The 26,730-nt window shown below is 65.6% G+C and carries 17 protein-coding genes and 1 riboswitch; of the genes, 6 read left to right on the top strand and 11 right to left on the bottom strand.

All coding sequences use genetic code 11. The features are described from left to right. Window positions 1-38: 38 nt before the first annotated feature. The 7 genes from FHW85_RS13230 to FHW85_RS13200 all read right to left on the bottom strand — a co-directional run bounded on the left by FHW85_RS13230 (window position 39) and on the right by FHW85_RS13200 (window position 9,568). Window positions 39-5,678 (bottom strand): DUF3320 domain-containing protein, encoded by a 5,640-nt coding sequence (locus FHW85_RS13230; RefSeq protein ID WP_168648538.1) that lies wholly within the window; start codon window positions 5,676-5,678, stop codon window positions 39-41. Between the two features lie 234 nt (window positions 5,679-5,912). After that, window positions 5,913-6,134 carry a hypothetical protein gene (locus tag FHW85_RS13225; RefSeq protein ID WP_168648537.1) on the bottom strand — a complete coding sequence of 74 codons (222 nt, stop codon included), beginning with the start codon at window positions 6,132-6,134 and terminating at the stop codon, window positions 5,913-5,915. A 15-nt stretch (window positions 6,135-6,149) separates the two neighbouring features. Beyond that, window positions 6,150-6,341: a hypothetical protein gene (locus FHW85_RS13220; RefSeq protein WP_168648536.1), complete on the bottom strand. Its 192-nt coding sequence runs from the start codon at window positions 6,339-6,341 to the stop codon at window positions 6,150-6,152. A gap of 144 nt (window positions 6,342-6,485) precedes the next feature. Next, window positions 6,486-7,001, bottom strand: coding sequence for an acyltransferase (locus FHW85_RS13215; protein ID WP_168648535.1), 516 nt, complete (start codon window positions 6,999-7,001; stop codon window positions 6,486-6,488). Window positions 7,002-7,004: 3 nt separating this feature from the next. Then, the gene (locus FHW85_RS13210; protein WP_168648534.1) at window positions 7,005-7,928 is read right to left on the bottom strand and encodes a flavin reductase; all 924 of its coding nucleotides are present in this window, start codon (window positions 7,926-7,928) and stop codon (window positions 7,005-7,007) included. A 1-nt stretch (window position 7,929) separates the two neighbouring features. Then, window positions 7,930-8,589: a methyltransferase domain-containing protein gene (locus FHW85_RS13205; protein ID WP_210427789.1), complete on the bottom strand. Its 660-nt coding sequence runs from the start codon at window positions 8,587-8,589 to the stop codon at window positions 7,930-7,932. Window positions 8,590-8,644: 55 nt separating this feature from the next. Next, complete coding sequence (locus tag FHW85_RS13200; protein WP_168648533.1) at window positions 8,645-9,568, bottom strand: LysR family transcriptional regulator; 924 nt, start codon at window positions 9,566-9,568, stop codon at window positions 8,645-8,647. Between the two features lie 144 nt (window positions 9,569-9,712). On the opposite strand from FHW85_RS13200, the gene FHW85_RS13195 reads away from it, so the two are divergent. Further along, the gene (locus tag FHW85_RS13195; protein ID WP_168648532.1) at window positions 9,713-10,462 is read left to right on the top strand and encodes an SDR family oxidoreductase; all 750 of its coding nucleotides are present in this window, start codon (window positions 9,713-9,715) and stop codon (window positions 10,460-10,462) included. 9 nt (window positions 10,463-10,471) lie between these two features. Here the strand turns inward: FHW85_RS13195 and FHW85_RS13190 are convergent, their stop codons facing one another. Together FHW85_RS13190 and FHW85_RS13185 are read right to left on the bottom strand one after the other, a co-directional pair. After that, complete coding sequence (locus FHW85_RS13190; RefSeq protein ID WP_168648531.1) at window positions 10,472-12,127, bottom strand: alpha/beta fold hydrolase; 1,656 nt, start codon at window positions 12,125-12,127, stop codon at window positions 10,472-10,474. 34 nt (window positions 12,128-12,161) lie between these two features. Further along, complete coding sequence (locus tag FHW85_RS13185; RefSeq protein WP_168648530.1) at window positions 12,162-12,584, bottom strand: VOC family protein; 423 nt, start codon at window positions 12,582-12,584, stop codon at window positions 12,162-12,164. A gap of 401 nt (window positions 12,585-12,985) precedes the next feature. Continuing rightward, a riboswitch (glycine riboswitch) is annotated at window positions 12,986-13,079 on the top strand. Between the two features lie 53 nt (window positions 13,080-13,132). On the opposite strand from FHW85_RS13185, the gene gcvP reads away from it, so the two are divergent. Together gcvP and FHW85_RS13175 are read left to right on the top strand one after the other, a co-directional pair. Then, on the top strand, window positions 13,133-16,003 hold the full coding sequence (gene gcvP, locus FHW85_RS13180; RefSeq protein WP_168648529.1) for an aminomethyl-transferring glycine dehydrogenase: 2,871 nt from the start codon (window positions 13,133-13,135) through the stop codon (window positions 16,001-16,003). 251 nt (window positions 16,004-16,254) lie between these two features. Continuing rightward, the gene (locus FHW85_RS13175; RefSeq protein WP_168648528.1) at window positions 16,255-18,270 is read left to right on the top strand and encodes an amidohydrolase family protein; all 2,016 of its coding nucleotides are present in this window, start codon (window positions 16,255-16,257) and stop codon (window positions 18,268-18,270) included. Window positions 18,271-19,219: 949 nt separating this feature from the next. Here FHW85_RS13175 and FHW85_RS13170 read toward each other — a convergent pair. Then, window positions 19,220-21,871 (bottom strand): M1 family metallopeptidase, encoded by a 2,652-nt coding sequence (locus tag FHW85_RS13170; protein WP_168648527.1) that lies wholly within the window; start codon window positions 21,869-21,871, stop codon window positions 19,220-19,222. Window positions 21,872-22,659: 788 nt separating this feature from the next. On the opposite strand from FHW85_RS13170, the gene FHW85_RS13165 reads away from it, so the two are divergent. The 3 genes from FHW85_RS13165 (at window position 22,660) to FHW85_RS13155 (ending at window position 25,877) form a co-directional block, all read left to right on the top strand. Further along, window positions 22,660-24,546: a PKD domain-containing protein gene (locus FHW85_RS13165; RefSeq protein WP_246866752.1), complete on the top strand. Its 1,887-nt coding sequence runs from the start codon at window positions 22,660-22,662 to the stop codon at window positions 24,544-24,546. 270 nt (window positions 24,547-24,816) lie between these two features. Continuing rightward, window positions 24,817-25,308 (top strand): helix-turn-helix domain-containing protein, encoded by a 492-nt coding sequence (locus tag FHW85_RS13160; protein WP_246866751.1) that lies wholly within the window; start codon window positions 24,817-24,819, stop codon window positions 25,306-25,308. Between the two features lie 2 nt (window positions 25,309-25,310). Next, window positions 25,311-25,877, top strand: a complete 567-nt coding sequence (locus tag FHW85_RS13155) for a PIN domain-containing protein (protein WP_343203701.1) — start codon at window positions 25,311-25,313, stop codon at window positions 25,875-25,877. Window positions 25,878-25,891: 14 nt separating this feature from the next. On the opposite strand, the gene FHW85_RS13150 is transcribed toward FHW85_RS13155, so the two are convergent. Next, the gene (locus tag FHW85_RS13150) at window positions 25,892-26,656 is read right to left on the bottom strand and encodes a DeoR/GlpR family DNA-binding transcription regulator (RefSeq protein WP_168648526.1); all 765 of its coding nucleotides are present in this window, start codon (window positions 26,654-26,656) and stop codon (window positions 25,892-25,894) included. Between the last annotated feature and the right edge of the window lie 74 nt (window positions 26,657-26,730).

Raw genomic sequence — 26,730 nt, 5'->3', positions numbered from 1 at the left:
CCAAAGTGCTCACGGCAACAGACGGGTGATAGCCACCATTACTCCCTTTGCCCCAATGACTGTCCCGGACTATCAGTCGTCGTCAACACCCCTGCGACCTCCCTCAGTTGCCGCCTACCAACCATGGAGTCGACAACCTGCTCAAGAACACCTCGAACCTGGCTACTCGTATTACGAATACCAAAACCACGCGACACCGCCTGAATAACCTGATCTCGTGTCGCACCAAAACTCCTTTCAATCAGCTGGAGGGTTGCTACTTCGATCTCCGCAGGCGGAAGCATGTCAGCACGACGAAGGGCGATGGCATTGACCCCGGAGCGATCACGCGGCACCGGCATACGATTCGGAGCAGACAAGAACTGCCCTGAGCGAGCGATTCGCCCCATCGCTATTGCGATATCTATGGACCGCACGACCGCATCTTCTATTCGACCGCCAGCCCGCTTCAGACCCCAGGCTTCCCGCATCCGAGTAATGACATGATCGCGGTGCACCGGCCCTTCCACATCGACCACTTGGATCACCAACTCCGTCAATGCTCCCGGCGGTGCCTCATGCAACTCTCCAATCAGATGACGCGGCCGTACCAAAGCCACTTCTTCATAGGGTGCAAAGCCGGCGGCATCCTCCTCATCGGTGACCGCTTCGCGCTCCACATAGGGCGCCTCTGCGTCCAATTGCTCAGTGAGTGCCACGTCCTCTCGCAACTCATCGAATTCAGCCTTAAGGGTTTCGATGCGACGAATCAACATGTCCAGCTGTTCAGTCGGCCGCTGGAACCAATCCGTACTCCAAATCCGATGAATGGCCCAACCGTGCTCTTCCAGAATGGCCTGCCGTAGCCGATCGCGATCCCGGGCCGAACGGGCACTGTGGTATGCCGCACCATCACATTCAATACCCAGCAGGAATCGCCCCGGCCGATCGGCATCAAGAACGGCCAGATCAATGAAGAAGCCGGCTAAACCTACCTGCGCCTGGACCTCGTAGCCCCTCGTTCGCAACGCGTTGGCCACCTGAGCCTCGAATACGCTGTCATGGTCGCGCCCCGTAACCTCGGCCATCGACAAGCGCCCCGTGCGGGCATATTGGAGAAATATGCGGAACGCGTTGACGCCTGCGCGCTCTGCGGCATAGGCCGGGTCGATGTCCTCGTCCGTCATGGAAGCAAACACGTCGCATCGCTGTTTGGCGCGGCTAATCAGGACATTCAGGCGCCGCTCGCCACCAGCCGTACCCAATGGGCCAAAACGCATAGGCACTCGCCCGTTAGGCACCGATCGGCCATATCCGACGGAGATAAAAATGACGTCACGCTCATCACCCTGGACATTTTCCAGATTCTTGACGAAGAACGGCTCCGAACGATGCGCCTTGAAGAATTCCTCAACCTCGGGCGGCAACCCACGGCGCAGAAGTTCGAGTTCATCGATGATGGCGCGACGTTGAGCGGCGGAGAAGGCTGCTACACCCAGGGACAGCTTCGGGTAGGTGCGTGCATGAGCGATGATCGCCTGCGCCACCGCCTTCGCTTCGATCAGGTTATTGCGCTTGTTGCCCGCATCGAACAGACCTTCATGGATATGGTGAAACCTGAGGCCCCTTCCACCCTGCGCCGTATAAGGACTCGGCACGATAAAAAGCTTGTTCTCATAGAACTGCCGATTGCTCACTGCAATCAACGACTGGTGACGGCTGCGGTAATGCCACCGCAGCATCCGGGTCGGCAGACCACGCGCGGTGAAAAGACCGAGGATGCTCTCGATATCGGCGACTGCGGTCGCCCCATCGTCATCCTCGTCCTCGTTGCTCGAGGTCATCTTGGCGAAGAATGCGGTGGGCGGTAGCTGCTTGGGATCTCCGACCACAACCACCTGCCTAGACCGCGCGATCGCCCCTAAGGCATCAACGGGCTGAATCTGACTGGCTTCATCCATCACCAGTAGGTCGAACTCCATCGCACCCGGCACGAGGAACTGCGCAACGGACAGAGGACTCATCATGAACACCGGCTTCAGCGCTCGTAGCGCAGGCCCAGCCCTCTCTACCAGTTTGCGCAGCGATATATGGCCTTTCTTTTTCTGAATCTCGCCTCGCAATACGCCGAGCGGTCCCAGCGCCCCGCCATCCCGAGGCGGAACGTTCTGATAATGTGCGCGCACCACTTCTGCGCTCGCGGCAACGATCCGCTGCCGATCCAACGCTGCAAACTCCTGCACAAGGCGCCCATGGGTCGCCCCATCGAAGCGAGCCAGATCGGGCTCCAGGCGCACCATACGTGCATAGGTCGCCTCGAAGTAGGCCATCTCGAATGCAGAAGCCAGCGCATCCGGCGCAAGTCGGCCATCATCCAGGCGCGCCACTAAATCGCCGCAGCCCTGAGCTCGAGCTCGGGCCGAACGATCTCGGTAGTTCACCCAGCGGAAGAGCTGCTCGTGTTCTTCGCCCCAGCGTCGCAGCCGCCAGACAAGCACTTCAATCCGTGCATCCAGAATCGTGCCACCAATGGAGGCTTCCAGGTCCAACTGGAGCTCGTCAGCTAATCCTTTGAGAGTGGTTTGAATAAGCGCCTGCGATGCCGCCAGCACCTTGGCGCGAGGCACTAATAGCTCTCGCTCACCCACTCGACCAGCTAAGGCTCGAATGTCAGGGTTCTGACCAATCCAGTCTGCAACAGATTGGAGCGCCACCCAATTTGAGTGCTCCGCTTGCCACTCACCGTCAAAGGCAGACCGTCCTAGCGCAAAACCTTCACGCACAGCCTGGCGATCGCGCTGACCGGCAGCCAACGCCGCCAAAACAGTACGGACATCACCTGCATTGGCGATTCCAGTGGGAATCAGTGCGTCTGCAGCCGAATGTGCACGCGTATATCGCACCGCGAGCCGGAGCAGCGAACTCACATCGGCACGCTCCACCGCGGCCACGTCGCCAAACACGGAGTTCCGCGCCACCCCAAGGTCGTCCCAAACTTCTTTCAGACCACGCTCGACCTGCAAACAGACGGCCGACAATTGCTTGGCACGCGCTGCCACTTCGGCTTTCTCCGGGCTGCGCGAAGCAATCAACCGTGGTTCGGCACCCAGCCCTTTCAGCGAGCGCATCCATTCGACCAGCGCCAAGAGCGGCGCTGACTGTGACCGCATACCGCGCCAGTCATCACCAAACGCGCTGCGCCCAAAACCGTCTTCTGCTTCGATCTGCTTCTTCGCCTCCTGCCCTTTGGCCAGGGCATCCAGCAATCCCAATACGACAGGTAGCGGCTGGTTCGGCGTTGCTAGAACAGAACCTACCAATCGATTGGCTGCACGCCATTCACCACTCAGGAAACGAAAAACGCTCGTGCCACGCGACGCCAAAGTGGCTCGCGCCGGGGCCAGGCTGAGGGACCACGCCATCTCTGTCAACTGAGCTCCGATGGTGGTCTTGGCAACCTCAAAGTCGGCTACTGCTTGAGCGACCTCTCCGGCGCGTTCTACTCCACCGTTCCACAGATCGGACGCGAATGTTTCCGGGCTGGCAGGTGGCGCCGACGCTACGCGTTCACCGATACGGACCAACGTCTGGAAATCCCCAAACGAAGATCCTGGCTCTCGTCCCAGTAGGCGAGCGAGCGCCGCGGCTTCGGCCAACAAGCGGGGCAGTTCTTCGGATATACGGGCTAGACGCTGGAACTGCTCTGTGCTGAAAGTTTCTGGAAGCTCCGTGAGGGCCTGAAGGATATCGCCGACGTCGGCATCCCACGCACTCTCGACAATTCGGCCAGCCAGGGCCTCTCGCTGTGCCGCATATCGTTGACCCAGTTCGAGCAGATGCCGAATGGATTCGGGGCTTTGCCAAGCGTCATGCCCCATGGCCTGCGCGGATAGCTTCGGCGCCACCGCGATGCGCTGGAGCAGCTCCACCAGGGGAGGAACGTCGGACAAACGCAGCGGCTGCTCGAGCTCTAGTAACTCAGCAGCCGTGGCGAACTGCTGCTGCGCCGCCAAGACCCGGTCCAGGAGTTGCTGGACACGCGCGACCAGACGCTCGGCATCCATTGGCGAGATGGCAGCCAACCCCACGCCGACCCAGGTATGATCCGCTGGCCGACCGATTTCGATCACGCGGCTCGCTAAATCAGCCAACAAATCCTGGCGCGCGACGAAGCCATCCTTACCCCATTGCTCCGGATTCTCCAGTTGAATGTCGTTCGGGCGTTCACCCTGCTCACGCAGGCGGACCAAGTGCCCAATGACTTGGAACGGAGATAGTCCTGATGTTGAATCGACGGCATGCAGATTCCGTGCGTGCGCATTGAGGCTGTCGCGCGCCTCGGTCAGGCGCGCAAACAAGCTTCCCGGATCCGCAACCTTGGGCGCACCCAATTCCCAGGTGCGCCGAAGCTCATCCAATACAGCGCGCTTGTTGGCTTTATTGCTGTGCAGCTCCAGGCAGGCGTCACCGACACCTTTGTCATCAAGACGGCGCTTCACAACGTCCAGTGCGGCCATTTTCTCGGCCACAAAGAGCACGCTTTTCCCATCTTTGACCGCTGCAGCGATGATGTTTGCGATCGTCTGGCTTTTACCTGTACCCGGCGGCCCCTGGATAACCAGGTTCTTACCCCGTCGTACTTCGTGAATCGCGAGCGCCTGTGAGCTGTCGCAATCCAGGATATGGAGCATTTCGGATGGCGGGATCAGCGCATCGATATTGGCGTCTTCATGTGCGAGGTCCTCTCCGCCAGCAAAACCATCCGCGAGCAGCGAGCGGACCAGCGGATGGTCGCCTATCGTGGCCCCCTTGGGCCAGACCGCTTGATCGAGGTCTCGATACATCAAGAATTTCGCGAAGGAGAAAAACCCCACCGACATATGGTCGGGCAATACCTCCCATGTCTCCTTCGTCTCGATGCTCTTTCGTACCTGCTCCATGTAATCGAGCGGGTCAAACGTATCGCTTGCCTCAAAGGCCGGCATGCGCAGGGCGTGCACCCGGTCGAGATAAGCCTCGAGCGACAAGTTGGACGCAAAATCCTCCTGCCTGACCTTCAGATTGAAGCGCTCACCAGCGTTGCCGCGATCGAGCTGCACTGGAATCAATAGCAGCGGCGCATAACGAACGTTCTCTGCGTTATTGGGATCGACCCACTTCAAGGCACCGATTGCCAGGAACAGCACATTGACACCCTGCTCTTCCTCTAACGTGCGCGCATCCAGGTAGAGTTCCAGGAGGCGCTTTTGGAGTCCCTTGCTGGTCAAGCGCGTTTGCAGACGCGTATCGGCGTGCCGACGCAAAACACCCCGCTCGTCCGTACTATCATCGTCAGGTTGCGCGAGTTCCTCGATCTCGTCGGGCTCGATCGGCATTTTGTCCGAAGCGGCTTCTGCGGAGATTCCGTCCGCACTTTCAGGCGCCTTGTCCTTGATTTCTGCGGCACGCCCCGCCACGAAGGTAAACGTCTTTCCTTCTCGGACTAGCAAGCGGAATATCTCGCCGGCTTTCTCATCGATGACTTCGATGGAGCGGCCACCTCGAGCACCCCGGGGCATACTAAGCAAACGGTTGCGCGCTGATAAATCAAGCAACTCGACGCGAGCTCGCTCTAGCTTCTCTGCAAGCGGCAAATTGCTCTGAAAAATGGACTGCTCTTCACCGACCGCGGACGCGGCCTGCCCATGCACTGGTTCCATGAATCCCCCGTCCTTTTGCCTTCCCATTACTCGAAGGCCTCCTTTCGACGAAGAAGACTATAACGCTCTGCGGACAAAACGGCAGCGGCTAGTGAAATCGTGATAGGGGTCGCTTGAACCATTCGAATGAAGCGGGTAGCACTGCAAAGTACGCAACAAAATTCACATAAATTTCACTTTCTATCGAATGGCGATCGGAGTACTCGATTGATTTGGCCGGAGCCATATCTGCGCCTAGGATGAGCCGATCGGCAAGCTCGCCGCGCTGCCTCTTTCCACCAGGCAGAGCCGCGGCAATCGCTTATGCCCCCATATGGAAAGTGGTGTTTCCACCAAGCGGAACAGCACCCCAGCGCAGATCATCGCAATTACCTGACGCATAGCGAACAACACAATTTCAAATGCCAGATGATCCAATGGCATCGCGGCAGCCACACGCTGCAGCAGCTCGAACACATACACATACACCAGCTAGAGCGAGTACGAGATACCACCCATCCATACGCTCCAGCGCGGAACCCGAATCGGGTCGGTCCCGGCCAGCAGCGCGATGCCGGCGAACTCGATCGCCAGCGGCGCGCCCCAGCCTTGCGGACCGAAGAAATTCACAATGTGCAGCGGCTGCCAGGCGATCCACAGCATCGCCAAGCCGACTGCCGTCATCGCGGATGATCTTCGCTACGGAACGGATATCGATGCGCGAACCATAAAGCAACGCCACCACCGGCTGCTCTCCCATATGCAGTGTGTAGCCGCTGCGGTACAGCGAGATCGCCAGCAAGGTCAAGGCGAACCATGCGGCCATGGTCAGGTAGCGCCACCGCCCGAACAACATCGCCGCCCCGAACACCAGATAGAAATACCACTCGAAGCACAGCGTCCAGGCCACGCCCACGGCCATGCTGAAATAGATGCCGGATGCGGCGGGATCGTGCGGCACAAAGGCGAGTCCTTCCAGATACGAAAGCACCAGCGTGCGATCGAGCAGTCTGCCGTAGCGTGTTCCACCACCAGAGCCACGGGCGTCATCACAGCCAGCAAGGGCCAGATCATGGCAAAGCACTTGACCAGGAATTGCCAGGCGTAAGCCTTACTTCCATCGAAATCGCGCGTGGCCCATACCATCAGGAAGCGGCTGATGATGAAGAACAGATCCACGCCCATCGCCATCGGCAGAAGCACCTGATGGGCGACCGCCCTGCCTATCGCCGTGCCCGTCCACATGCTGCAGCTGTGAACCATCACCACCATGAACGCGGCGACACCGCGCAACGCCTGGATCCAAGCTGGCTTCTGGGTGCCCGTCCGCGCGATGCCATCCACACGCTATGCCTCCGGCAAGGCTTGGTGCCGCCGGCGCCGGTAGGCCTGGTGAAAACCCGCGGTGTGATGCAGCTGGGCGGCTTCTTCGCGGTCCTCGCTGCTGATGGTGCGCGCAAGGAAGAAGGTGTGCGAACCGATGATCTGGCTGTGCACGAGCGCCAGCTCCTGGATGCGCAGCGCCCCGGCCACCACAGGAATGCCGAATTCCCTGGACGGCCGCATGGGCAGCGGCAAGCCGTTCCAATCCTGCGGCGGCTGCCGGTGATGCACGGCGAGCTTGTAGACCATGCCCTTCATGGCGGCCGGAACATGCGACAGCGCCACCTTGCGCACGTCGCGCAGCACCGGTTCCGACACATTGGTGCTGCGCAGCGCCAGCGAGTACAAGCCGCTGCGCTCCAGCGGCCCGATCAGGTCCATGGGAAAGATATTGCGGTGCTCCTCCGCCGCCACCGAAACCAGCACCACCGGCCTCGGACACAGATACGCGATCATCAACTGCTGCGCGGCGGCCGGCGGCATGTTCAGGTGATTCGACGCCGCATGCTTTGCCATGCCGCGGTTCTGCAGCCACGCATTCCACGGACGCAGCGGCCAGGCGAGGCAACGATGCTCACCGGCTTCGACGCGATAGAACGCCAACGGCGCCACCCCGGCGGCCAGCGAACTGTCGCGGACCAGCTGCAGCCTGCCGAGCAGGCGCCCGCTCGCGCCGTCGCGGTATTCGAGAACAGGACGCGCGCCGCCGTCGACGCTGCTGGCGATGGTCAGCGGATGCAGCGACGCCACGGTGTGATCCGCCGTCACGTCCACCGCCTGTCCATCCCAGCGCAGCGCCGCCGTCACCAGCGGCGCTGCCGGCACCACGCCCACCGCCGACCACTGCGGCAAGGGGCGTACGAACGGCCTGACCCAGTCCTTCCACATCTCAGACGCGCCGGAACAGCAAAAACATATACAGCTTCACCAGCATCCCCGGACCGCGCGGCGCGAGCCGTTCCAGCCGGAAATACGGCGCCGCCGCGCGCGCCACCACGCCCGGCGCAAACCGGTGCACGCCGCTGGCGGTATCGAAGGTATAGCGGCCATGGCGCAACAGCTTCGGCAGATTCCGGCGCCACCAGCCGTAGCGCGCGTCGCCCAGGTAATAAGGATTGAGCATGTTCGCCAGCACGAAGCCGCCTTCGCCCAGCACGCCCGACAACTGCGCGAACAGCGCCGTGTGATCGGCGAAATGATTGAACACGGCAAAGTTGGCGGTGACCGCCCGCACCTTGCAGCCCAGCGATGAGCCGAGTTCGATCACGCTTCCGCCGGCGAGCTCGTCGCGGCAATGGATGTGCAGATACTCACGCATCGGCTCCGCGGGTTCGTAGACGAAGGTCCGGTGCCCGTGCGCGGCGTAGGCTTTCGCGTCGATACCGGTACCGGCGCCGAAATCCAGGATGTCGTCACCGGTGGCCAGCAGGCCCAGCGCCATCCGCTGAAACCTCTCGCGCACCGCCAGGTCGCGCGGGGAAGACATGAACCGCTGGTGGTACTGCGCCCCGGTATGCACGTGATCGATGGCCTCGCGGCGGCGACCCATGGACGTCGGCTGGCTGTGGGTACCGTGGCGGCCGGGAAAGGTTGCCTGGGTGGCATCAGCCTTCGGCGAACGCGTCCACCCCGTCGACCAGCCGCTTTGCCAGCCGCGGCTGCGCGAACTGCTCCAGCCACCAGGCCACGGCGCGGCCTTCGTGGTCGCCGCGCCAGGCGACGTAGAGCGTGTTCGGCTCGCGCGGATCGGCGGTGCGCCGGGCCACCAGCTCGCCGCGCCGGAGCAGCGAAGCCACGCGCTGCTTCGGCAGCCAGCCCACGCCCAGCCCGTCGCGCTGGGCCAGGATCTTGGCCTGCATGCTGGGCACGGCCAGCACCGGCTGGCCGCCCTGCAGGCCGTAGGCACGCCCGGCCGACTGGCGCGAGGTGTCGGCCACCACCACGGCGCGGTGGGCCTGGATCGCTTCGCGTGCCAAGGGTTCCTTGGCCTTCGCCAGCGGGTGCCGCGGCGACACGGCGAACACCCATTCCAGCGCACCGAGTTCGCGCCATTGCAGGTTCGGCATCGACGGCGGCTCGTTGGTGGCGCCGACCACCACGTCGGCGCGGCCGTCGCGCAGGGCTTCCCAGGTGCCGCCCAGCACTTCGTGGGTGACACGCAGGCTCACGCCCGAGGCCAGTGCATCGAAGGCGCGGATCACCGGCAGCAGGGTGGCGAATTCCAGCAGCTCGTCGGTGACGATCCACAGCCGGTCTTCCCAGCCGCTGGCCACCTGCTTCACGCGCCGGCCCAGGCGCGCGCTTTCCAGCGCCAGCCGAGCCGCTTCCTGCGCCAGCAACTGGCCGGCAACCGTCAGCTGCAGGCGGTAGCGGCGGCGGTCGAACAGCAGCGCGTCGAAGCGCGCTTCCAGCTGGCGTGCCGCATGCGACACGGTGGAAGGCGCCTTGCCCAGCCGCGCCGCCGCACGCGACAGGCTGCCGCTTTCGCGGATGGCTTCCAGCAGGGCCAGTTCGTCGTCCGACAGCATGGCGTCTCCCCTTGCGGTGCGCAGCGATGCTACGGCAACACGTTCGATGCCGTCGAACGTTTCCGTCGAAGCGCCGGCACGGCACCGGCGGGCCGCAGGCGCAGCATCTGTTCCAGTTGAACACCCACTCACTGGAGACACGCCATGAATCGTTTCGCCCACCAGACCGTTCTCGTCACCGGCGGCAGCAGCGGCATCGGCCTCGCCGCCGCGAAAGCCTTCGCCGCCGAAGGCGCGCGCGTGGTCATTACCGGCCGCGACGCGGCCGCGCTGGAACGGGCCGCCGCCGAGATCGGCGATGGCACCTTGGCCGTACGCAACGACGCGGGCAACGTCGCCGCCGCGCGCCAGCTCGCCGCTACGCTGGCCGGGCAAGCCGTCCGCCTGGATGCGGTCTTCATCAACGCCGGCATCGCGCGCTTCGCTGCGTTTGCCGAGGTGCAGGAAAGCTTCTGGGACGAGATGTTCGACATCAACGTCAAGGGCGCGTATTTCCAGATCCAGGCGCTGCTGCCGCTGCTGAACCGCGGCGCGTCCATCGTGCTGAACGGCTCGATCAATGCGCATATCGGCATGCCGGCCTCGTCGGTGTATGCCGCCAGCAAGGCCGCGCTGATCTCGCTGGCGAAGACGCTGTCGGGCGAACTGCTGGCGCAGGGCATCCGCGTCAATGTGATCAGCCCCGGCCCGATCGGCACGCCGCTGTACGGCAAGCTGGGCCTGGATGCCGCCACGCTGGAGAGCACCGCCGCGCAGATCCAGAACCAGGTGCCGCTGGGCCGCTTCGGCACCTCGGAGGAACTGGCTTCGACCGTGCTGCATCTGGCCGCGCCGGAATCGGCCTTTATCGTCGGCACCGAGATCGTGGTCGACGGCGGCATGAGCCAGCTGTAAAGCGCAGCGTTACGGCGATTCGCCCAGCGTCTTCACGATCAGGTTGATCGCCTCGTCGTTGCGGTATACGCGATGCCCCGAGGTCACCGTGGTGGTGGACACCGCACCGGGCAGGAAGCTGCTTTCCAGCGGCACCACGCCGTCGCCCGGCACCGCCTCGCCGGGCAGGCTGCCGGCGATGGTGTAGTAGCGCACGCCCGCCACCGGCAGCAGCGACCAGGCGGCGCGGCTCACGGGTTGATCCGGCCGCAGCGAGCTGATGCTGCTGAGGCCGCGTTCGCGATAGGCGCGCAGCAGGTCGGGCTGGATCCCGTCGGGGTTGGCCTTGACCAGCCGCGCGATCGCATCCAGCTCGGGCCCGCCCGGCTTCACCAGATGCTGGGCGAGACGGCCGAAGAAATCCTCGGTGGCCGGACTGCCGTGATGCGGCGTGGCGAGAAAGAACGCCGTATCGACGCCCGGATACGGCGTGAAGCGCAGCACGCGCCGCATGGTGTCGATGTCGTCCGCATTGCCGTGCAGCTGCTGCTCCGGCACCAGGAAGGCGGCGCGCCACAGCACGTCGCCGCTGTCGGCGCTGAGCAGGCGCGCGATGATGCCGCCCATGCTGTGGCCGACCAGCACCATGTGCGCGCGCGCCGCGTCGTGCGCGGCCGGGTCCACCGCGGCCCAGGCGCGGTCGAGAAAACCCTGCACGCGCAGGCGCGACAGCAGCACCGGCGCATTGGTCTGGTACACCACGTGCCACACCTGGTAGCGCGAGCGCAGCGCCGGCGTGCCCTGGATGCGGTTGGTCAGGCGCGCCCACACCAGCGGGCTGCCGCCCAGGCCGTGCAGCATCACCACCGGGATCTTGCCGGGGTCGTAGTCCTCCAGCAGGTACACGCCCTCGCGCACGCCGATGTCGCGGCCGTTGACCAGCAGGTTGCGGATCGCCAGCTGCTTGAGCTGGGAAGCATCGGCCAGCATCGCGTAGGGCGCGGTGGTGTCCATCGACAGCACGTATTCGCGCGGGCCGATCGCCAGGCTGCCCCGCTTCAGCGGATCGGCAAAGACCAGGCGCGGCGTGCCGCCCTGCGCATCCGCCTCGACCCAGGCCACTGCCGTGCGGGTCACGCCTTCCGGCGGGAACAGGCGGCAGCGCGGCGTGCCCTCGCAGCGCCGGGTGGCCGCGACCAGGGCCACGCCGAAGCCGTTGGTGGCGAAGCGCTGGCCGAACATCAGGCTGGAGACCTGGATGCGCTCGGCGCGCACGAACATGGGGGCGCCGGCCAGATCCGTCGACAGCCCGTCCAGCTGCACCGCCAGCGGATCGCCGCCGACGTCCAGCGTGCGCGCCTTCCAGCGTTCGTCTTCGGTGGCCAGCAGGAAGTCGAGCAGATGGCCGGTGCATTGCGTATCGAGCGCCGCGGCTTCGTCCGCCACCGCGCCGCCGGCCAGCGCCGCGCGATACGCACCCGCGGCGCAGCGCAGCCAGCCGCGCGCCGCGCGTTCCGGCGAGGCCTGGCGCATGGCGTCCATGGCCGCGGCCTTGGCCACGCTCAGGGCGGCGTCGGGCGCGGGCGGCGCCAGCCGGCGTACCGATGGCGCGCAGGCGGCCAGGATGCCGGCCAGCGCCAGCAGTCCGCACACCCGTCCGCACCACCGATGCACCACGCCACGCATGAAGCCCCCTTCGATGCGCCGCCTCTCGCCCCGCTCAAGCCTGCGCCGGCGGCCCTTTCAGCTCGATCATGTTGCCCTGCGGATCGTACAGATACAGCGAGAGGCCCTCGCCCTCCGCGCCGTAGCGCAAGCCGCTCTCGCCGACGCGCACGCCGTGCGCTTCGAGATGGGCGCGGATGGCCGCCTCGTCGTAGCCCTCCACCGCCAGGCAGATATGGTCCACGTTGTGGCCTTCCGCGCCGGGCGCCGCGCCGCCGAGGCGGCCCAGCTTGCCGTCGATGCCGACCAGGTCGATCAGCGAGGCGCCGGCGCGCAGCTGCACCAGGCCGATCGCCTCCTGCCGCCGCTCCACCGTGCAGCCGAGCACGCGGCAGTAGAAGTCTTCAAGCGCCGCGGGGTCGATGGCGCGCAGCACGATGTGGTCGAGCTGGCGCAGGCGGAACGGGGGATGGGGCATGGATGCACCTGAATGAGGGGATCCGGCAAACGCTACTCCGTCGCGCCGGGGGAACGCGCAAGTTTTCGTTAAAACCACCACGGCGCCAAGCTTCTGCCCCCCCTGCGGGGAGAGGGCTGGGGTGAGGGGGGCCTACGGAGCGGTGAAGCGAGAGCACAAAAGCAAGCGACGCTTCGTCGATCTTCTTCCGCGAGCACCCGCCCCTCATCCGGCTGCCGCCACCTTCCTCGCTCCTCAGAGCCGCGCACATCCATGTGCGCTCCCCGCGTGCTCCCCGGAGGGGAGAAGGGACCACAGGTTGGGTATAATCGCCCCCTTAAGGCGCGGTGGGAGAAGCGGACATATCCGCTGCCGAAGGCGCAACGCCCGTAATCGCTCAGGCTCCCATACCACCGCCGCCGCGGAACAACTCTGGAGAGACCGGTTAGATCCGGCGCCGAAGGGGCACGAAGCGCGAGCTTCCAAACTCTCAGGCAAAAGGACAGAGGGGCGCCTGACGTGCGGCACGCACGTCCTGCCTGTATTCAGGCACTCCGGACGCCCCTGTCATGACCAAGCCCGCTTCCCCCTCCCTGCGCGACCTCGAGCACCACGAGGCTTTCATCGAGCGCCATATCGGCCCCAACGACGCCGAGATCGCGCACATGCTGCGCGCGATCGGCCACGACTCGCTGGAGTCGATGACCGACGCCATCGTGCCGGGCCAGATCAAGTCCGCCGCGCCGCTGGCCCTGCCGCCGGCCATGACCGAAGTGGAAGCGCTGGCGAAGATCCGCGCCATCGCCGGCAAGAACAAGGTGTTCCGCAGCTTCATCGGCCAGGGCTACTACGGCACGCACACGCCGAACGTCATCCTGCGCAACATCCTGGAGAACCCGGCGTGGTACACGGCGTATACGCCGTACCAGGCGGAGATCTCGCAGGGCCGCATGGAAGCGCTCATCAACTTCCAGACCATGGTGGCCGACCTCACCGGGATGGACATCTCCAACGCCTCGCTGCTGGACGAAGCCACTGCGGCGGGCGAGGCGATGACGCTGGCCAAGCGCTCGGCCAAATCCAAGAGCAACGTGTTCTTCGTCGCCGACGACGTGCACCCGCAGACGCTGGAAGTGCTGCGCACCCGCGCCGACGGCGTGGACATCGCGCTGCACGTCGGCCCGGCCGCGGACGCGGCCACCGTCGACAGCTTCGGCGTGCTGCTGCAGTACCCCAATACCTACGGCACCATCAACGACTACCGCGCCGCCGCCGAGGCCGTGCACGCGCGCGGCGCGCTGGTGGCGGTAGCCACCGACCTGCTCGCGCTCACCCTCATTGCCTCGCCCGGCAGCTGGGGCGCGGACATCGTCATCGGCAACAGCCAGCGCTTCGGCGTGCCGTTCGGCTTCGGCGGCCCGCACGCCGCGTACCTGGCCTGCCGCGACGCCTACAAGCGCTCCATGCCGGGCCGCCTGATCGGCGTGTCGGTGGACGCCGAAGGCAAGCCGGCCTACCGCCTGACCCTGCAGACCCGCGAGCAGCACATCCGCCGCGAGAAGGCCACTTCCAACATCTGTACCGCGCAGGTGCTGCTGGCGGTGATGGCCAGCATGTACGCCGTGTACCACGGCCCTGACGGCCTGCGGCGCATCGCGCGCCGCACGCATCGCCTGGCGGCCATCCTGGCGGCGACGCTGCGCAAGGCCGGCCTCGACGTGGGCGGCGATTTCTTCGACACGCTGCGCATCACCGGCGTCGACGCCGACGCCATCCACGCCAAGGCCGCCAGCAAGGGCCTCAACCTGCGCCAGATCCACGGCCAGTGCGTGGGCATCAGCCTGGACGAGACCACCACCCGCGCCGACGTGCAGGCGCTGGCCGCGCTGTTCGGTGCGGAGCTTGGCGACATCGACGAAGCCGACACCGCCACCGGCGACGCGCTGCCCGCCGCCCTGCTGCGCCAGAACGCCTTCCTGCAGCACCCGGTGTTCAACACCCACCACAGCGAGCACGAACTGCTGCGCTACATGCGCTCGCTGGCCGACAAGGACCTGGCGATGGATCGCACCATGATCCCGCTCGGCTCCTGCACCATGAAGCTCAACGCCACCGCCGAGATGATCCCGGTGACCTGGCCGGAATTCGGCAATATCCACCCGCTGGCGCCGGCCGAGCAGACCCAGGGCTACAAGCAGCTGATCGACGAGCTGGAAGCCATGCTGGTGGAGTGCACCGGCTACGACGCGGTAAGCCTGCAGCCGAACTCCGGCGCGCAGGGCGAATACGCCGGCCTGCTGGCGATCCGCGCCTATCACCGCTCGCGCGGCGACGACCACCGCGACGTGTGCCTGATCCCCGAATCCGCGCATGGCACCAACCCGGCTTCCGCGCAGATGTGCGGCATGACCGTGGTGGTCACCAAGTGCGACGCCAACGGCAACGTGGACCTGGAAGACATCCGCGCCAAGGCCGAGAAGTACAGCGAGCGCCTGGCCGCGCTGATGATCACCTACCCGTCCACGCACGGCGTGTTCGAGGAAGACGTGGTCGCCATCTGCGAGATCGTGCACAAGCACGGCGGCCAGGTGTACACCGACGGCGCCAACATGAATGCGCTGGTCGGCCTGGCCAAGCCGGGCAAGTGGGGTTCGGACGTCTCGCACCTCAACCTGCACAAGACCTTCTGCATCCCGCACGGCGGCGGCGGCCCGGGCGTGGGGCCCTGCGCGGTGAAGTCGCACCTGGCGCCGTTCCTGCCGCGCACGCTCGGCGGCGAAGGCACGGTGGGCATGGTCTCGGCGGCCAGCTTCGGCTCGGCCTCGATCCTGCCGATCAGCTGGATGTACATCGCCATGATGGGCCAGCAGGGCCTGCGCAAGGCGACCCAGGTGGCCCTGCTCAATGCCAACTACATCGCCAAGCGCCTGGCCGCGCACTACGAGACGCTGTACACCGGCCGCAACGGGCTGGTGGCGCACGAGTGCATCCTGGACCTGCGCCCGCTCAAGGACGCCACCGGCATCAGCGCCGAGGACGTGGCCAAGCGCCTGATCGACTTCGGCTTCCACGCGCCGACGCTGAGCTTCCCGGTGGCCGGCACGCTGATGGTGGAGCCGACCGAGAGCGAATCGCAGCACGAGCTGGACCGCTTCATCGACGCCATGATCCAGATCCGCGAAGAGATCCGCGCGATCGAGGACGGCCGCCTGGACCGCGAGGACAACCCGCTCAAGCACGCCCCGCACACCGCCGACGCGGTGGCCGGCAGCGAGTGGGCCCACGCCTACCCGCGCGAGCTGGCGGTGTTCCCGCTGCCCAGCCTGCGCCTGCAGAAGTACTGGCCGCCGGTGGCGCGCGTGGACAACGTCTACGGCGACAAGAACGTGATGTGCGCGTGCATCCCGGTGGACGCGTACAAGGAAGAAGCCGAGGCGTAAGCCGCCGGTTTCACCCCCGCATGCCGCGACAGGCCCCGCCATGGCGGGGCCTGTTTCGTTCCGGGGGAATGACTTTCGGGCTCTTGCCATCGGCGGGGGCGGCTGCTCTGATCGCCCACGTCCTTCGCAGGTCGGGATGAGCGCCAGCGAGCCCCGACATCGCGAACCGGATACGCCAGCGTCGGGGTTCGCTCACGCTCACCCCGACCTACGCCGATCGTATCGACCGCGCCGTAGCCAAGGGAGCCGACATGCCGCATCCATTCGCTCGTTCGCTCGCCCTCGCCGCCCTTTTCTCTCTCTTGTCAGCGCACGCCGCGGCGCAGACCCCGCCCACCGCCGAGCAGGGCAGCTTCGTGCTGCACAAGTTCGCGCAGGCGATCGGCAAGGAGAGCTACACGATCTCCAACGATCAGGGCCGCCTGCTGCTGCGTTCGGATTTCAGCTTCAAGGACCGCGGCACCGAGGTGCCGCTGAAGACCGAGTTCACCGCGGCCGACGCCACGCATCCGTTGACGCTGAAGAGCGACGGACAGTCTTCGCGCGAATCGCCGATGCACGACAGCTTCACCCTGGACGCCAAGAGCGGCAAGGTGACCCTGCTGCGCGCCGGCAAGACCACGCAGCATCCGGTCACCGACAACACCTTCCTGGTGGACGGCTATTCACCGGTGGCGATGCAGCAGATGCTGCTGCGCTACTGGCTGGCGAAGGGCAAGCCCGCGCGTATCGCCGTACCGCCGGACGGACAGGTCAGCATCCAGCCGGCCGGCTCGCTGGAGATCCAGGCCGGCGGCAAGCCGGTGAGGCTGCAGGGCTATGTGATCAGCGGCCTCGTCTGGGGCAACGAGACCGCCTGGCTGGACGAGCAGCAGAAGCTCGCCGCGGTGGTCACCACCGACAGCGAGTTCGATCACTTCGAGGCCGTGCGCGAAGGCTACGAGGACTCCCTGCCCGCCTTCATTCAGCACGCCGCCGGCAACAACCTGCAGGCGCTGGCCGGACTCACCGAGAAGGCAAAGCGCCCCGCCTCGAAGAAACTGGTCGTCACCCACGTCACCCTGATCGACGGCACCGGCGCGGCGGCGCGGCGCAACGCCTCCGTCTATGTGGAAGACGGGCGCATCGTGCGCATCGACACCAGCGGCGCCGCGCCACCGGCGGAGCCTGGCCTGGACGTGCTCGATGGCAGCGGCAAGTTCCTGATCCCCGGCCTGTGGGACATGCACGCGCACTACGAACAGGTGGAATGGGGTCCGATCTACCTGGCCGCCGGCGTCACCACCGTGCGCGACTGCGGCAACGAATTCGACTTCATCACTACCGTGCGCGACGCGATCCAGTCCGGCCGCGGCATCGGCCCGCGCCTGCTGATCGCCGGCATCGTCGACGGCAGCGGCCCGATCGCATTGGGGGCGATCACCGCCGACACGCCCGAGCAGGCGCGCGCGGTGGTGCGGCGCTACAAGGAGGCCGGCGCGATCCAAATCAAGATCTACAGCAGCATGAAACCCGAACTGGTGCCGGTGATCGCCGCCGAAGCGCACAAGCTCGGCCTTACCGTGACCGGCCACGTGCCCCAGGGCATGACCAGCGCGCAGGCCGTGGAAGCCGGCTACGACAGCATCAACCACATTCATTTCGTGATGCGCGATCTGCTCGGCGTCCAGCGCGGGCAGCCGCTGCCGCCGCTGGATTTCAAGACGCCCGGCGCACGCCGGCAGCTGGCGCTGTTCAAGCAGCACCACACCGTGTTCGACGACACCATCGCCCTGTTCGAACTGTTCGACCGCCCCAGCACCACGCCGCTGCGCTCGATCGAGCCCGGCATCGACCACGTCGCCGCGCCGCTGGCCGCCGCCTTGAATGCGACGGGTGCGGCGCCGGACCACACCGAGGATTCGATCAAGCGGTATCAGTACATGCTCGCCACCTTGCGCGAACTGCACCGCCAGGGCCTGACCATCGTGGCCGGCACCGACCAGGGCATCCCCGGCTATTCGCTGCACCGCGAGCTGGAGATCTACGTGCAGGCCGGCTTCACTCCGATGGAAGCGCTGCAGGCGGCGACCAGCGTGCCGGCGAAGGTGCTTGGCCTGGATAAGGAGGTCGGCACCCTGCAGGTCGGCAAACGCGCCGACATGCTGCTGCTCGACGCCGACCCGCTGGCGGACATCCACAATACGCGGCGCATTGCCAAGACTATCGCCAATGGCAGCGTGTATGACCCCGCGCCGCTGTGGGAGTCGGTGGGCTTCAAGCCCTGAACTTGGGTTCCGGCGTAGGCCGGGGTTCTTTTTGCGGTGTCGCTCGGTTTTTGCGTTATCGCGATTTGGCCGCTTATGCAGCGGGCATTTCGGACGCCTGCCGGCGCCCGAGTCACTTTCTCTTTGCTGGCTCAAAGAGAAAGTAACCAAAGAGAAATAGCCTTAGAGCAACGGCTCGCGACGCGACTAGAAGGAGCAGTGGGCGTCTGCGGTAACCTGATTAACCTGGGTCTACACGAAACATCAGTGCGTTTACGTAACGCGTGCTTCAACGTGCCGTGGCCGAGAGGATGTTCAGTGACTGAGGCCAGCTTTTAGGCTTAGCCCTGTTCGTCGCGTAAGCGCACGGCGTAGGTTGGGGTGAGCCGCAGGCGAACCCCAACACCCGCACCTTCCCCCGCCTCGCCACGTTGGGGTTCGCCTGCGGCTCACCCCAACCTACGCCGGCAAGATTTGACGTTGCGCTCCGCCCGCCCCCTCACCCTGCCCTCTCCCCGGAGGGGAGAGGGGGAAAGCGTGAGGTAGGCAGGGACGAAGAGCCAAAGCTGGCCCCGGTTCTTGAATGTCCTCTCGGCCACGGCACGTTGAAGGACGCGTTACGAAACCGCACTGCCGTTTCGTGTAGACCCAGGTTAATCAGGCTACCGCAGCCGCCCACCGCTCCTTCTAGTCGCGTCGCGAGCCTTTGACTTGAGGCCATTCTCTCTTTGGTTACTTTCTCTTTGGGCCAGCAAAGAGAAAGTAACTCGGGCGCCGGCAGGCGTCCGAAATGCCCGCTGCATAAGCGGCCAAGTCGCGACAACCGCACCTAGTCGCTACTGGATCCCGGCCTACGCCGGGATGACGAGTAGGAGTGGCCACGCCAGGATCACGAGCGCCCCACATCTCGCCAACACAAAAAAGAGGCCCGCTTACGCGGGCCCCAAAACCAAAACCATCCAAATAACCGTTACGCCCCGTGCGCCTTCAGCCACGCATCGATCGCGGGCAACCGCTCACCCTTCACCTTGACGCGATACTCAATATTCGCCACCGCCGTATCCGCATCCCGACGCGACCCCGCCGCCACATACTTCTCCGCGTAAGCCTTCACCTTGGCGATCATCGAAGGATCCAGCGACCGCGAAGCCAGCTGCGGGTAATAGCGGCTGCTTGCGCTGGAATCCACCTTCTTGTCCACCTCGGCCTTGTGCGCCACGGCGAAATCGAACGCCAGCTCCGGATGCTGCCCGGACACCACGCTGATCATGCTGGCGCTGTTGGTGGCGCCGGGCTCGTCGGTCAGCGCCAGGTCCAGCGCCTTCTGCGCCAGCGCCTTGTCGCGGCTGATCGACAGCAGCGTGTACAGCTGGTCCTTCACCAGCGGGGTCTTCTCGGCCTTGGCCATGGCGTGCAGGCGGTCCCAGGTGGCGGCGTCCGCGTTGCGGGCGACCACGCCCAGGATGGTGCGGCGCAGGGCGGCCGGCATCGCCTTGGGATCCTTGTCCTGCGCATCGAAGCGGCGCTGCGCTTCCTTGAGCACGGCCGGATCGCCGAGGTTGCCGAGCGTGCCGATCAGTTCCATGCGCTGGATCTTGACCGGATCGGCCTCGCCTTCCTTCGGCTCCCAGCCGACCTTGGCGAACACCGGCGCCAGCTTGGCCACGGCGAACTTGCGGAACGCGGCCTGGCGCGCGGCATCGCCCTGGTAATAGCCGTCCAGACCGCTGAGGTCACCGGCGATATCGCCCCAGATCTGCGGATCGGCATCGGCCGGCGTCGCCTGCACCAGGTCGAGGAAGTCCGAGGACGGACGCTTGCCGGCCATGCCCAGCGCCCAGGTGTCGCCCAGCGTACCGAGCTGGTCGATCGGCTGCAGTTTGGCGAAGTTGTCCTTCAGCGCGGCGAACTGCTCGGCGCCGTACAGCGTGCGGTAGTAGCCGCTCTGGCCGGCGTTGACCACCACCGGGCCGCAGCCGGGCACTTCCAGCGTGGCCTTGCCGCCGGTCACCAGCGTGCGTGCGGGGGCCCCGCCGACGGTCTGCGCGATCACCGGCACGCGCCAGGACAGCGGCTTCTTGTCGGGGCGGTCGCGGGTGAATTCGCCCTGGCTCAGCTTCAGCGTGGTCTGGCCGCCGGCGCAGCTGGCGGAGTCGACGGTAATGAGCGGAATGCCCGGCTGCAGGGTGAAGTCGTGCGCGACGTCGGAGATCGGCTTCTTCGAAGCCTGCTCCACCGCGCGCCACAGATCGTCGGACACCGTGTTGCCGTAGGCGTGCTGCTTCATGTACAGGCGCACGCCGTCGCGCCATGCGTCGGAACCGACGTAGCCCTCGAGCATGCCGATCACCGCCTGGCCCTTGGAATAGGTGATGGCATCGAAGGCCTGGCTGGCCTGCTCCACCGTCTCCACGTGCTGCACGATCGGATGCGTGGTGGCGATGGCGTCGCGATTCATCGCGCCTTCGCGCACATTGACCTGTTCCAGCTTGGTGTTCCATTCCGGATGCAGCTTCTCGGTGGTGCGCGCTTCCATCCACGAGGCGAAGCCTTCGTTGAGCCACAGGTCGTCCCACCAGCGCATGGTGACCAGGTCGCCGAACCACTGGTGCGCCATCTCGTGCGCCTGCACCGAGAACACGTTCTGCTTGTCGGCCTGGGTGGAGATGGTGGGGTCCAGCAGCAGCACGTATTCGAAGGTGTAGATCGCGCCCCAGTTTTCCATCGCGCCGAAGAACTGGCTGCGGCCCGGCGAGGCGATGTTGTCCAGCTTGGGCAGCGGATACGGCGTGCCGAAGTAGTCGTTGTACTCGGCCAGGATGGTCTTGGCCGAATCCAGCGCGAAGTTGGCCTGCGACAGCATGCCCTTCTGCGTGACCACGCCGACCTCGGTCTTGCCGGCCATCGCGGTGGCGCGCTCGAATTCGCCCACGCCGAAGAACAGCAGGTAGGTGGACATCTTCGGCGAGGGCTGGAACTGGATCGTCACCAGGCCGTTGCCGGCGTCGCTCTTCTTCGCCACCGGCATGTTGCTCACCGCCATGTCATCCGCCGGAACCGTGGCGGTGAGGCTGAAGGTGGCCTTGTAGTTCGGCTCGTCCCAGGACGGGATGAAGCGGCGGGCGTCGGAGTTCTCGAACTGCGTGTACAGCGCGCGCTTCTTGCCGGCCTTGGTGTCGTAGTCGATGGCGAACAGGCCGTTGGCCTGGGTGCCGATCTTGCCGGTATAGGTCATCGCCAGCGTGTAGCTGCCCTTGGGCAGCGGCTTGTCGAAGCTGAAGGTGGCGGTCTGCTTGTCTTCGTCCACGGCCACCTTGGCCGCCTGCGCCTTGCCGCCGGCCGCGGCCAGGGTGACTTCGGAGAAGCTCATGCCCATCGCGTTGAGGGTGATGCTGCTGGTCGGCTCCAGCACGTCCACCTTGATGGCGACCTTGCCGTCGAAGCTCAGCTTGTCCGCGTGCGGCGTCACCGCCACGTCGTAATGCGTGGGGCGCACGTTGCGCGGCAGCTGGGTGGTGGTCTGCTCGACGGCGTGCTTGGCCGCGGGGACGGCGGCGACAGCGCTCATGGAAGCGCTTGCGAGCGCCAGGACGATCGCGGAAACCAGGGTGGAACGGCGCATGTCAGCTCCTTGGGAAAGGCGTGGGGTCCGGCGGGTGCCGGCGAGGCATTCGGGAGGCGGCCGGCGAAGCTCCCCTTCTACGGCACGTCCCCATGATGGTCGCCGGCCATGCCGGGCGGGAGCACGGCCCGGAAGTCATGGCGGGGTGCGGCGATGCTCGCGGGAGGGGCCGTCGGCAAAAAACGCGCGGCCACTGAAAAATCAACTTAGCGCGGGCTTAGCAAATACTTAGGCGGAGTTTGCGCGAAGCATTCGAATAAATAAGCGCCGTGCGCCATATCGCTATTCTTGAAACGCAATTAATTGCCCATCTAAAACGATTACGCAAAAAATCCATGCACACCGCTTTCACCGGCCACGAAAGCTTCGCGCAACCCTGAAAACAGGCCGGCGTGCGCAACCGCGCCACGACTGGCGCGCCACCGCAATGAAAATAGCTTTGCGAAGCATTATCTGCGCAAGAAACCCGCGCACGAACTTGCGCAATTTCACGGAAATTAATCGCAACAAAAAGCCGGCAAAAATGCCCTGAAAATCCAATTGACCGGTGCTCCGCCGGTATTTATATCGTCGTCAATTCGCCGGCCCGGGGAGGGGTTGACGAATATCCCGGTGGAGGCGCCGCTGTGGCACGCGTCGGCTCGCCGCGCCAGGGGAAGCGGACCGGGATCCGCGGGGAGCAAGGCCGAAACCAGGTCCGGCCCAAGCCGGGCATCCACTTGTGCATGGGGTCCGCGCGGCCGCATCGGGCGCGCTTGTCCCCAGAAATCTCAACCGGGGAGTCATTCATGAAGACGTGTTCCATCGCAGTGACCGCCATGACCGCGCTGCTCGCCCTGAGCGGCGGCGCCATCGCGGCCGGCGGCAGTCCCGCCGCGGCTGGCCAGGCCGCCAGCAGCCAGGTCGCCAATCCTTACGCGCCCAACTACGACCACCCATACCGCCACGGCGCCGTGCCGACACGCGAAGCGCACGCGCAGATGAAGCAATGGGCGGCCTTCCATCTGGCCACGCCCGCGGCCACCGGCACGCAGACGCTGAGCTACGGCGGCGGCATCGACGGCATCGGTGTCACCAGCGGTACGCCCAAGGTCTACCTGGTGGTGTACGGCAGCCAGTGGGGCACCGCCGGCACCGACGCCAACGGCAACATGACCTTGTCCGGCGACTCCGCCGGCGCCGTGCCCTACCTGCAGCAGATGTTCAAGGGACTGGGCACCAACGGCGAGCTGTGGTCCGGCGTGATGACGCAGTACTGCGACGGCGCCGGCGTGTCCTCCGGCGCCACCGCCTGTCCCACCGGCGCCTCGTATGTCGGCTATCCCACCGGCGGCGCCACCCTCGCCGGCGTGTGGTACGACAACTCGGCAGCTTCGCCGAGCAATGCCACCGCCGCGCAGCTCGGCCAGGAAGCGGTGAAGGCCGCGGGCCACTTCGGCAATACCACCGCCGCATCCAACCGCTATGTGCAATACGTGATCCTGTCGCCCACCGGCACGCATCCGGACGGCTTCAACACGTCCAGCGGCCAATTCTGCGCGTGGCACGACTACAACGGCGACGTGGGCGTGAGCTCCTCGTACGGCGACATCGCGTTCACCAACATGCCCTATGTGCTCGACATGGGTTCCAGCTGCGGACAGAACTTCGTCAACAGCGGCAGCGCCGGCAATCTCGACGGCTTCTCGCTGGTGAACGGCCACGAATACGCCGAGACCATCAGCGACCAGAACCCGGCCGGCGGCTGGACCAACCACACCGGCTCCAGCTACAACGGCCAGGAAAACGCGGACGAATGCGCGTGGCTCAGCTCCGGCCAGGGCGCCAGCGCGAACGTGGCGATGAGCACCGGCAACTTCGCCATGCAGAGCACCTGGTCCAACGACACCAATCGCTGCGACCTGGCGCATCCGGTAGTCGGCGGCGGCGGTGGCGGCGGCACACCCACGGCCAACTTCAGCTACACCACCAACGGCCTGACCGCGAACTTCACCGACAGCTCCACCGACAGCGGCGGCAGCATCACCGCGCACGCGTGGACCTTCGGCGACGGCGGCACCTCCAGCGCCACCAACCCGAGCCACACCTACGCGGCCAACGGCACCTACAGCGTGACCGAGACGGTGACCGACGGCGGCAGCGGCAAGACCAGCAGCAAGACGGCATCGGTGGCGGTGTCCAGCGGCGGTGGCGGCGGCAGCCAGCTGATCGTCAACCCCGGCTTCGAGACCGGCACGGCTTCGCCGTGGTCGATGAGCTCCGGCGTGCTGTGCAGCAACTCCAGCTGCAGCGGCGAAACCGCGCATGGCGGCACCTGGTTCGCGTGGCTGGACGGCTATGGCAGCAGCCACACCGACACCGTCTCGCAGAGCGTGGCCATTCCCAGCGGCAAGACCAGCGCGACACTGACGTTCTACCTGCACATCGACACCGCCGAGACCACCACCACCACGGCGTACGACAAGCTGACGGTGCAGGTGCTCAACAGCAGCGGCACCGTGCTGAAGACGCTGGCGACGTACTCCAACCTCAACAAAGCGTCGGGCTATACGCAGCGTTCGTTCGACCTGAGCGCGTACATCGGCCAGACCGTGACCATCAAGTTCACGGGCACCGAGGACAGCTCGCTGCAGACCTCGTTCGTGCTGGACGACGTCAACCTCAACGTGCAGTAAGACGCAGCATCGAGGCGTAAACGCAACGGGCCCGGTCGCCGACCGGGCCCGTTCTGCGTTCGCGGCCACGCACATCGAAGCGGGCTAGGTCTTGTCTGACTTTACGGTCAAACCGGCATACGGCCGCTCGCACCGGCCGTAATCTGGCCTTCGCTCCCGGTCACGCCAGCCCCTTCGCCACACGATCGCCAGCGGGAGCCGGGTACAAGCCCAGACAATTTCGTTTATTTCGTATGTTGCGTTTATTTCGATTTTGGAGGAGCATCTGCCATGAACGTAGTCAGGATCGACCGCTGGAGAGCTCCCATGACCGTGCCGCGCCAGGATATCCCCTCGCTGCCACCCACCCCCGAAGAAGCCGAAGCCGCCCGCGCCAGCGGCCGCCTGCTGGCCGCCTACCTCGGCGACGGCGGCAACGGACGCATCAAGGTCATCGACGGCGACGCCACCATCGACGTGCCGGTCAGCGCCCTGCGCATGCTGGTGGAAATCCTCGCCAACATGGCCGAGGGCAAGGCGGTCAGCATCATTCCGGTGAAGGCTGAGCTGACCACCCAGCAGGCGGCCGACTTCCTCAACGTGTCCCGGCCGCATCTGGTCTCGCTGCTCGAAGCCGGCGACATCGCCTTCCACAAGACCGGCACGCATCGGCGCATCTACGCCAGCGACCTGCTGGCCTATCGGCACAAGCGCGATGCGGTGAGCAGGAACGCCCTCGACGAGCTGGCCGCGCAGGCGCAAGAGCTGGGCCTTGGATACTGACTGTGCCCTTTCCGGTGATTTACGACGCCTGCGTGCTGTACCCGGCACCCTTGCGCGACCTGCTCATGCGCCTGGCGCTTACCGGCCTGTTCCGCGCCCACTGGACCGAGCGCATCCATCACGAATGGATGCGCTCGGTGCTGGCCAGGCGTCCGGAGCTGAAGCCGGAAGCGCTGCAGCGCACGCGCGAGCTGATGGACTCAGCCGTGCCCGACTGCCTGGTCGCGGGCTACGAACAGCTCGAGGCAGGCCTGGCGCTTAAAGACCCGGACGACCGCCACGTGCTGGCCGCGGCCATCCGATGCCATGCCGGCGTGATCGTCACGTTCAACCTCAGGGACTTTCCGCAGCACGCGCTCGAACCCTTCCACATCGAAGCGCAGCATCCCGACGAATTCATCCATCACCTGTTCGACCTGCAGCGCGGCAGCGTCTGCGCGGCGGTCAAAGCTCAACGCGAAGCACTGAAGAACCCGCCGAGAACCGTCGAGGAATGCCTGGCGACGCTGCTGGCGCAGGGGCTGCCCACCACCGTGGCGGCGCTGCGCCCGATGACGGGCTTGCTGTAAGCACGCGCAGCGGCTTACTCCCTCCCTGCCCGCAGCACCGCCAGGCCAAGCGCCGCGAACGGCGCCAGCACGGCCTCTGCCGTATCGCCCTCCACCACCAGGGTCTGCGCGGCCTGCACCGGCGCGATCACATACGGCGAGGCCGCGTGCAGTTTCTCCGCCGAAGCGAGCACCACCACTTCGGCCGCGCGTTCGATCAGCGCACGCTTCACGCTGGCTTCCTCGAAATCGCCGGTGCTCAGGCCAGCGGTGGGATGCACGCCGGTGACGCCCATGAAGTACAGGTCGACGCGCACGCGCGCGATCGCCTCCATCGCCGCGGCGCCCACCGCCACCACCGAATGCTTGAACAGGCGTCCGCCGATCAGCACCACCTCGATGCCGGCGTGATCCACCAGTTCCACCGCGATGCTGGGACTGTGCGTGACCACCGTGGCGCGCAGCGCCTGCGGCAGGCTGCGGGCGAGCTGCACGCAGGTGGTGCCGCCGTCGATGAAGACCACCTGCCCGGGCAGCACCATCTGCGCCGCGCGGTGCGCGATGGCGGATTTCGCCTCCGGGCCGATGTGCTGGCGATGGGCGAAGTCCGCCATCGCCGGCGAGGCTGGCAGCGCGCCGCCGTGCACGCGTTGCAGCAGGCCTTCGGCGGCCAGCTCGCGCAGGTCGCGGCGCACGGTGTCTTCGGACACCCCGAAGGTTTCGCTCATCGCTTTGGCGACGACCTGCCCGTCCCGTTGCAGGGCCGCGAGGATGGCTTGCTTGCGCTGGCTGGTCAGCATAGCATTTGCACGAATTTAATTGACTTTGCACGAAACTGCACGATACGGTAGCCAGCGTCCCCTGTCCAGCTGGA

The organism is Dyella sp. SG609 (assembly GCF_012275375.1).
Taxonomy (GTDB): domain Bacteria; phylum Pseudomonadota; class Gammaproteobacteria; order Xanthomonadales; family Rhodanobacteraceae; genus Dyella_D; species Dyella_D marensis.
Note: the sequence above shows the minus strand (reverse complement) of the source record. Positions and strands in the feature narration are given on the sequence as shown.

Excerpts from the sequence above, each read along its gene's own strand:
- FHW85_RS13200 (WP_168648533.1), bottom strand. The coding sequence starts at position 9,568 with ATGCTGTCGGACGACGAACTGGCCCTGCTGGAAGCCATCCGCGAAAGC.
- FHW85_RS13210 (WP_168648534.1), bottom strand. The coding sequence starts at position 7,928 with ATGTGGAAGGACTGGGTCAGGCCGTTCGTACGCCCCTTGCCGCAGTGG.
- FHW85_RS13195 (WP_168648532.1), top strand. The coding sequence starts at position 9,713 with ATGAATCGTTTCGCCCACCAGACCGTTCTCGTCACCGGCGGCAGCAGC.
- FHW85_RS13190 (WP_168648531.1), bottom strand. The coding sequence starts at position 12,127 with ATGCGTGGCGTGGTGCATCGGTGGTGCGGACGGGTGTGCGGACTGCTG.
- FHW85_RS13160 (WP_246866751.1), top strand. The coding sequence starts at position 24,817 with ATGAACGTAGTCAGGATCGACCGCTGGAGAGCTCCCATGACCGTGCCG.
- FHW85_RS13165 (WP_246866752.1), top strand. The coding sequence starts at position 22,660 with ATGAAGACGTGTTCCATCGCAGTGACCGCCATGACCGCGCTGCTCGCC.
- FHW85_RS13175 (WP_168648528.1), top strand. The coding sequence starts at position 16,255 with ATGCCGCATCCATTCGCTCGTTCGCTCGCCCTCGCCGCCCTTTTCTCT.
- FHW85_RS13230 (WP_168648538.1), bottom strand. The coding sequence starts at position 5,678 with ATGGAACCAGTGCATGGGCAGGCCGCGTCCGCGGTCGGTGAAGAGCAG.
- gcvP (WP_168648529.1), top strand. The coding sequence starts at position 13,133 with ATGACCAAGCCCGCTTCCCCCTCCCTGCGCGACCTCGAGCACCACGAG.
- FHW85_RS13220 (WP_168648536.1), bottom strand. The coding sequence starts at position 6,341 with ATGACGGCAGTCGGCTTGGCGATGCTGTGGATCGCCTGGCAGCCGCTG.
- FHW85_RS13170 (WP_168648527.1), bottom strand. The coding sequence starts at position 21,871 with ATGCGCCGTTCCACCCTGGTTTCCGCGATCGTCCTGGCGCTCGCAAGC.
- FHW85_RS13150 (WP_168648526.1), bottom strand. The coding sequence starts at position 26,656 with ATGCTGACCAGCCAGCGCAAGCAAGCCATCCTCGCGGCCCTGCAACGG.
- FHW85_RS13185 (WP_168648530.1), bottom strand. The coding sequence starts at position 12,584 with ATGCCCCATCCCCCGTTCCGCCTGCGCCAGCTCGACCACATCGTGCTG.
- FHW85_RS13205 (WP_210427789.1), bottom strand. The coding sequence starts at position 8,589 with ATGGGTCGCCGCCGCGAGGCCATCGATCACGTGCATACCGGGGCGCAG.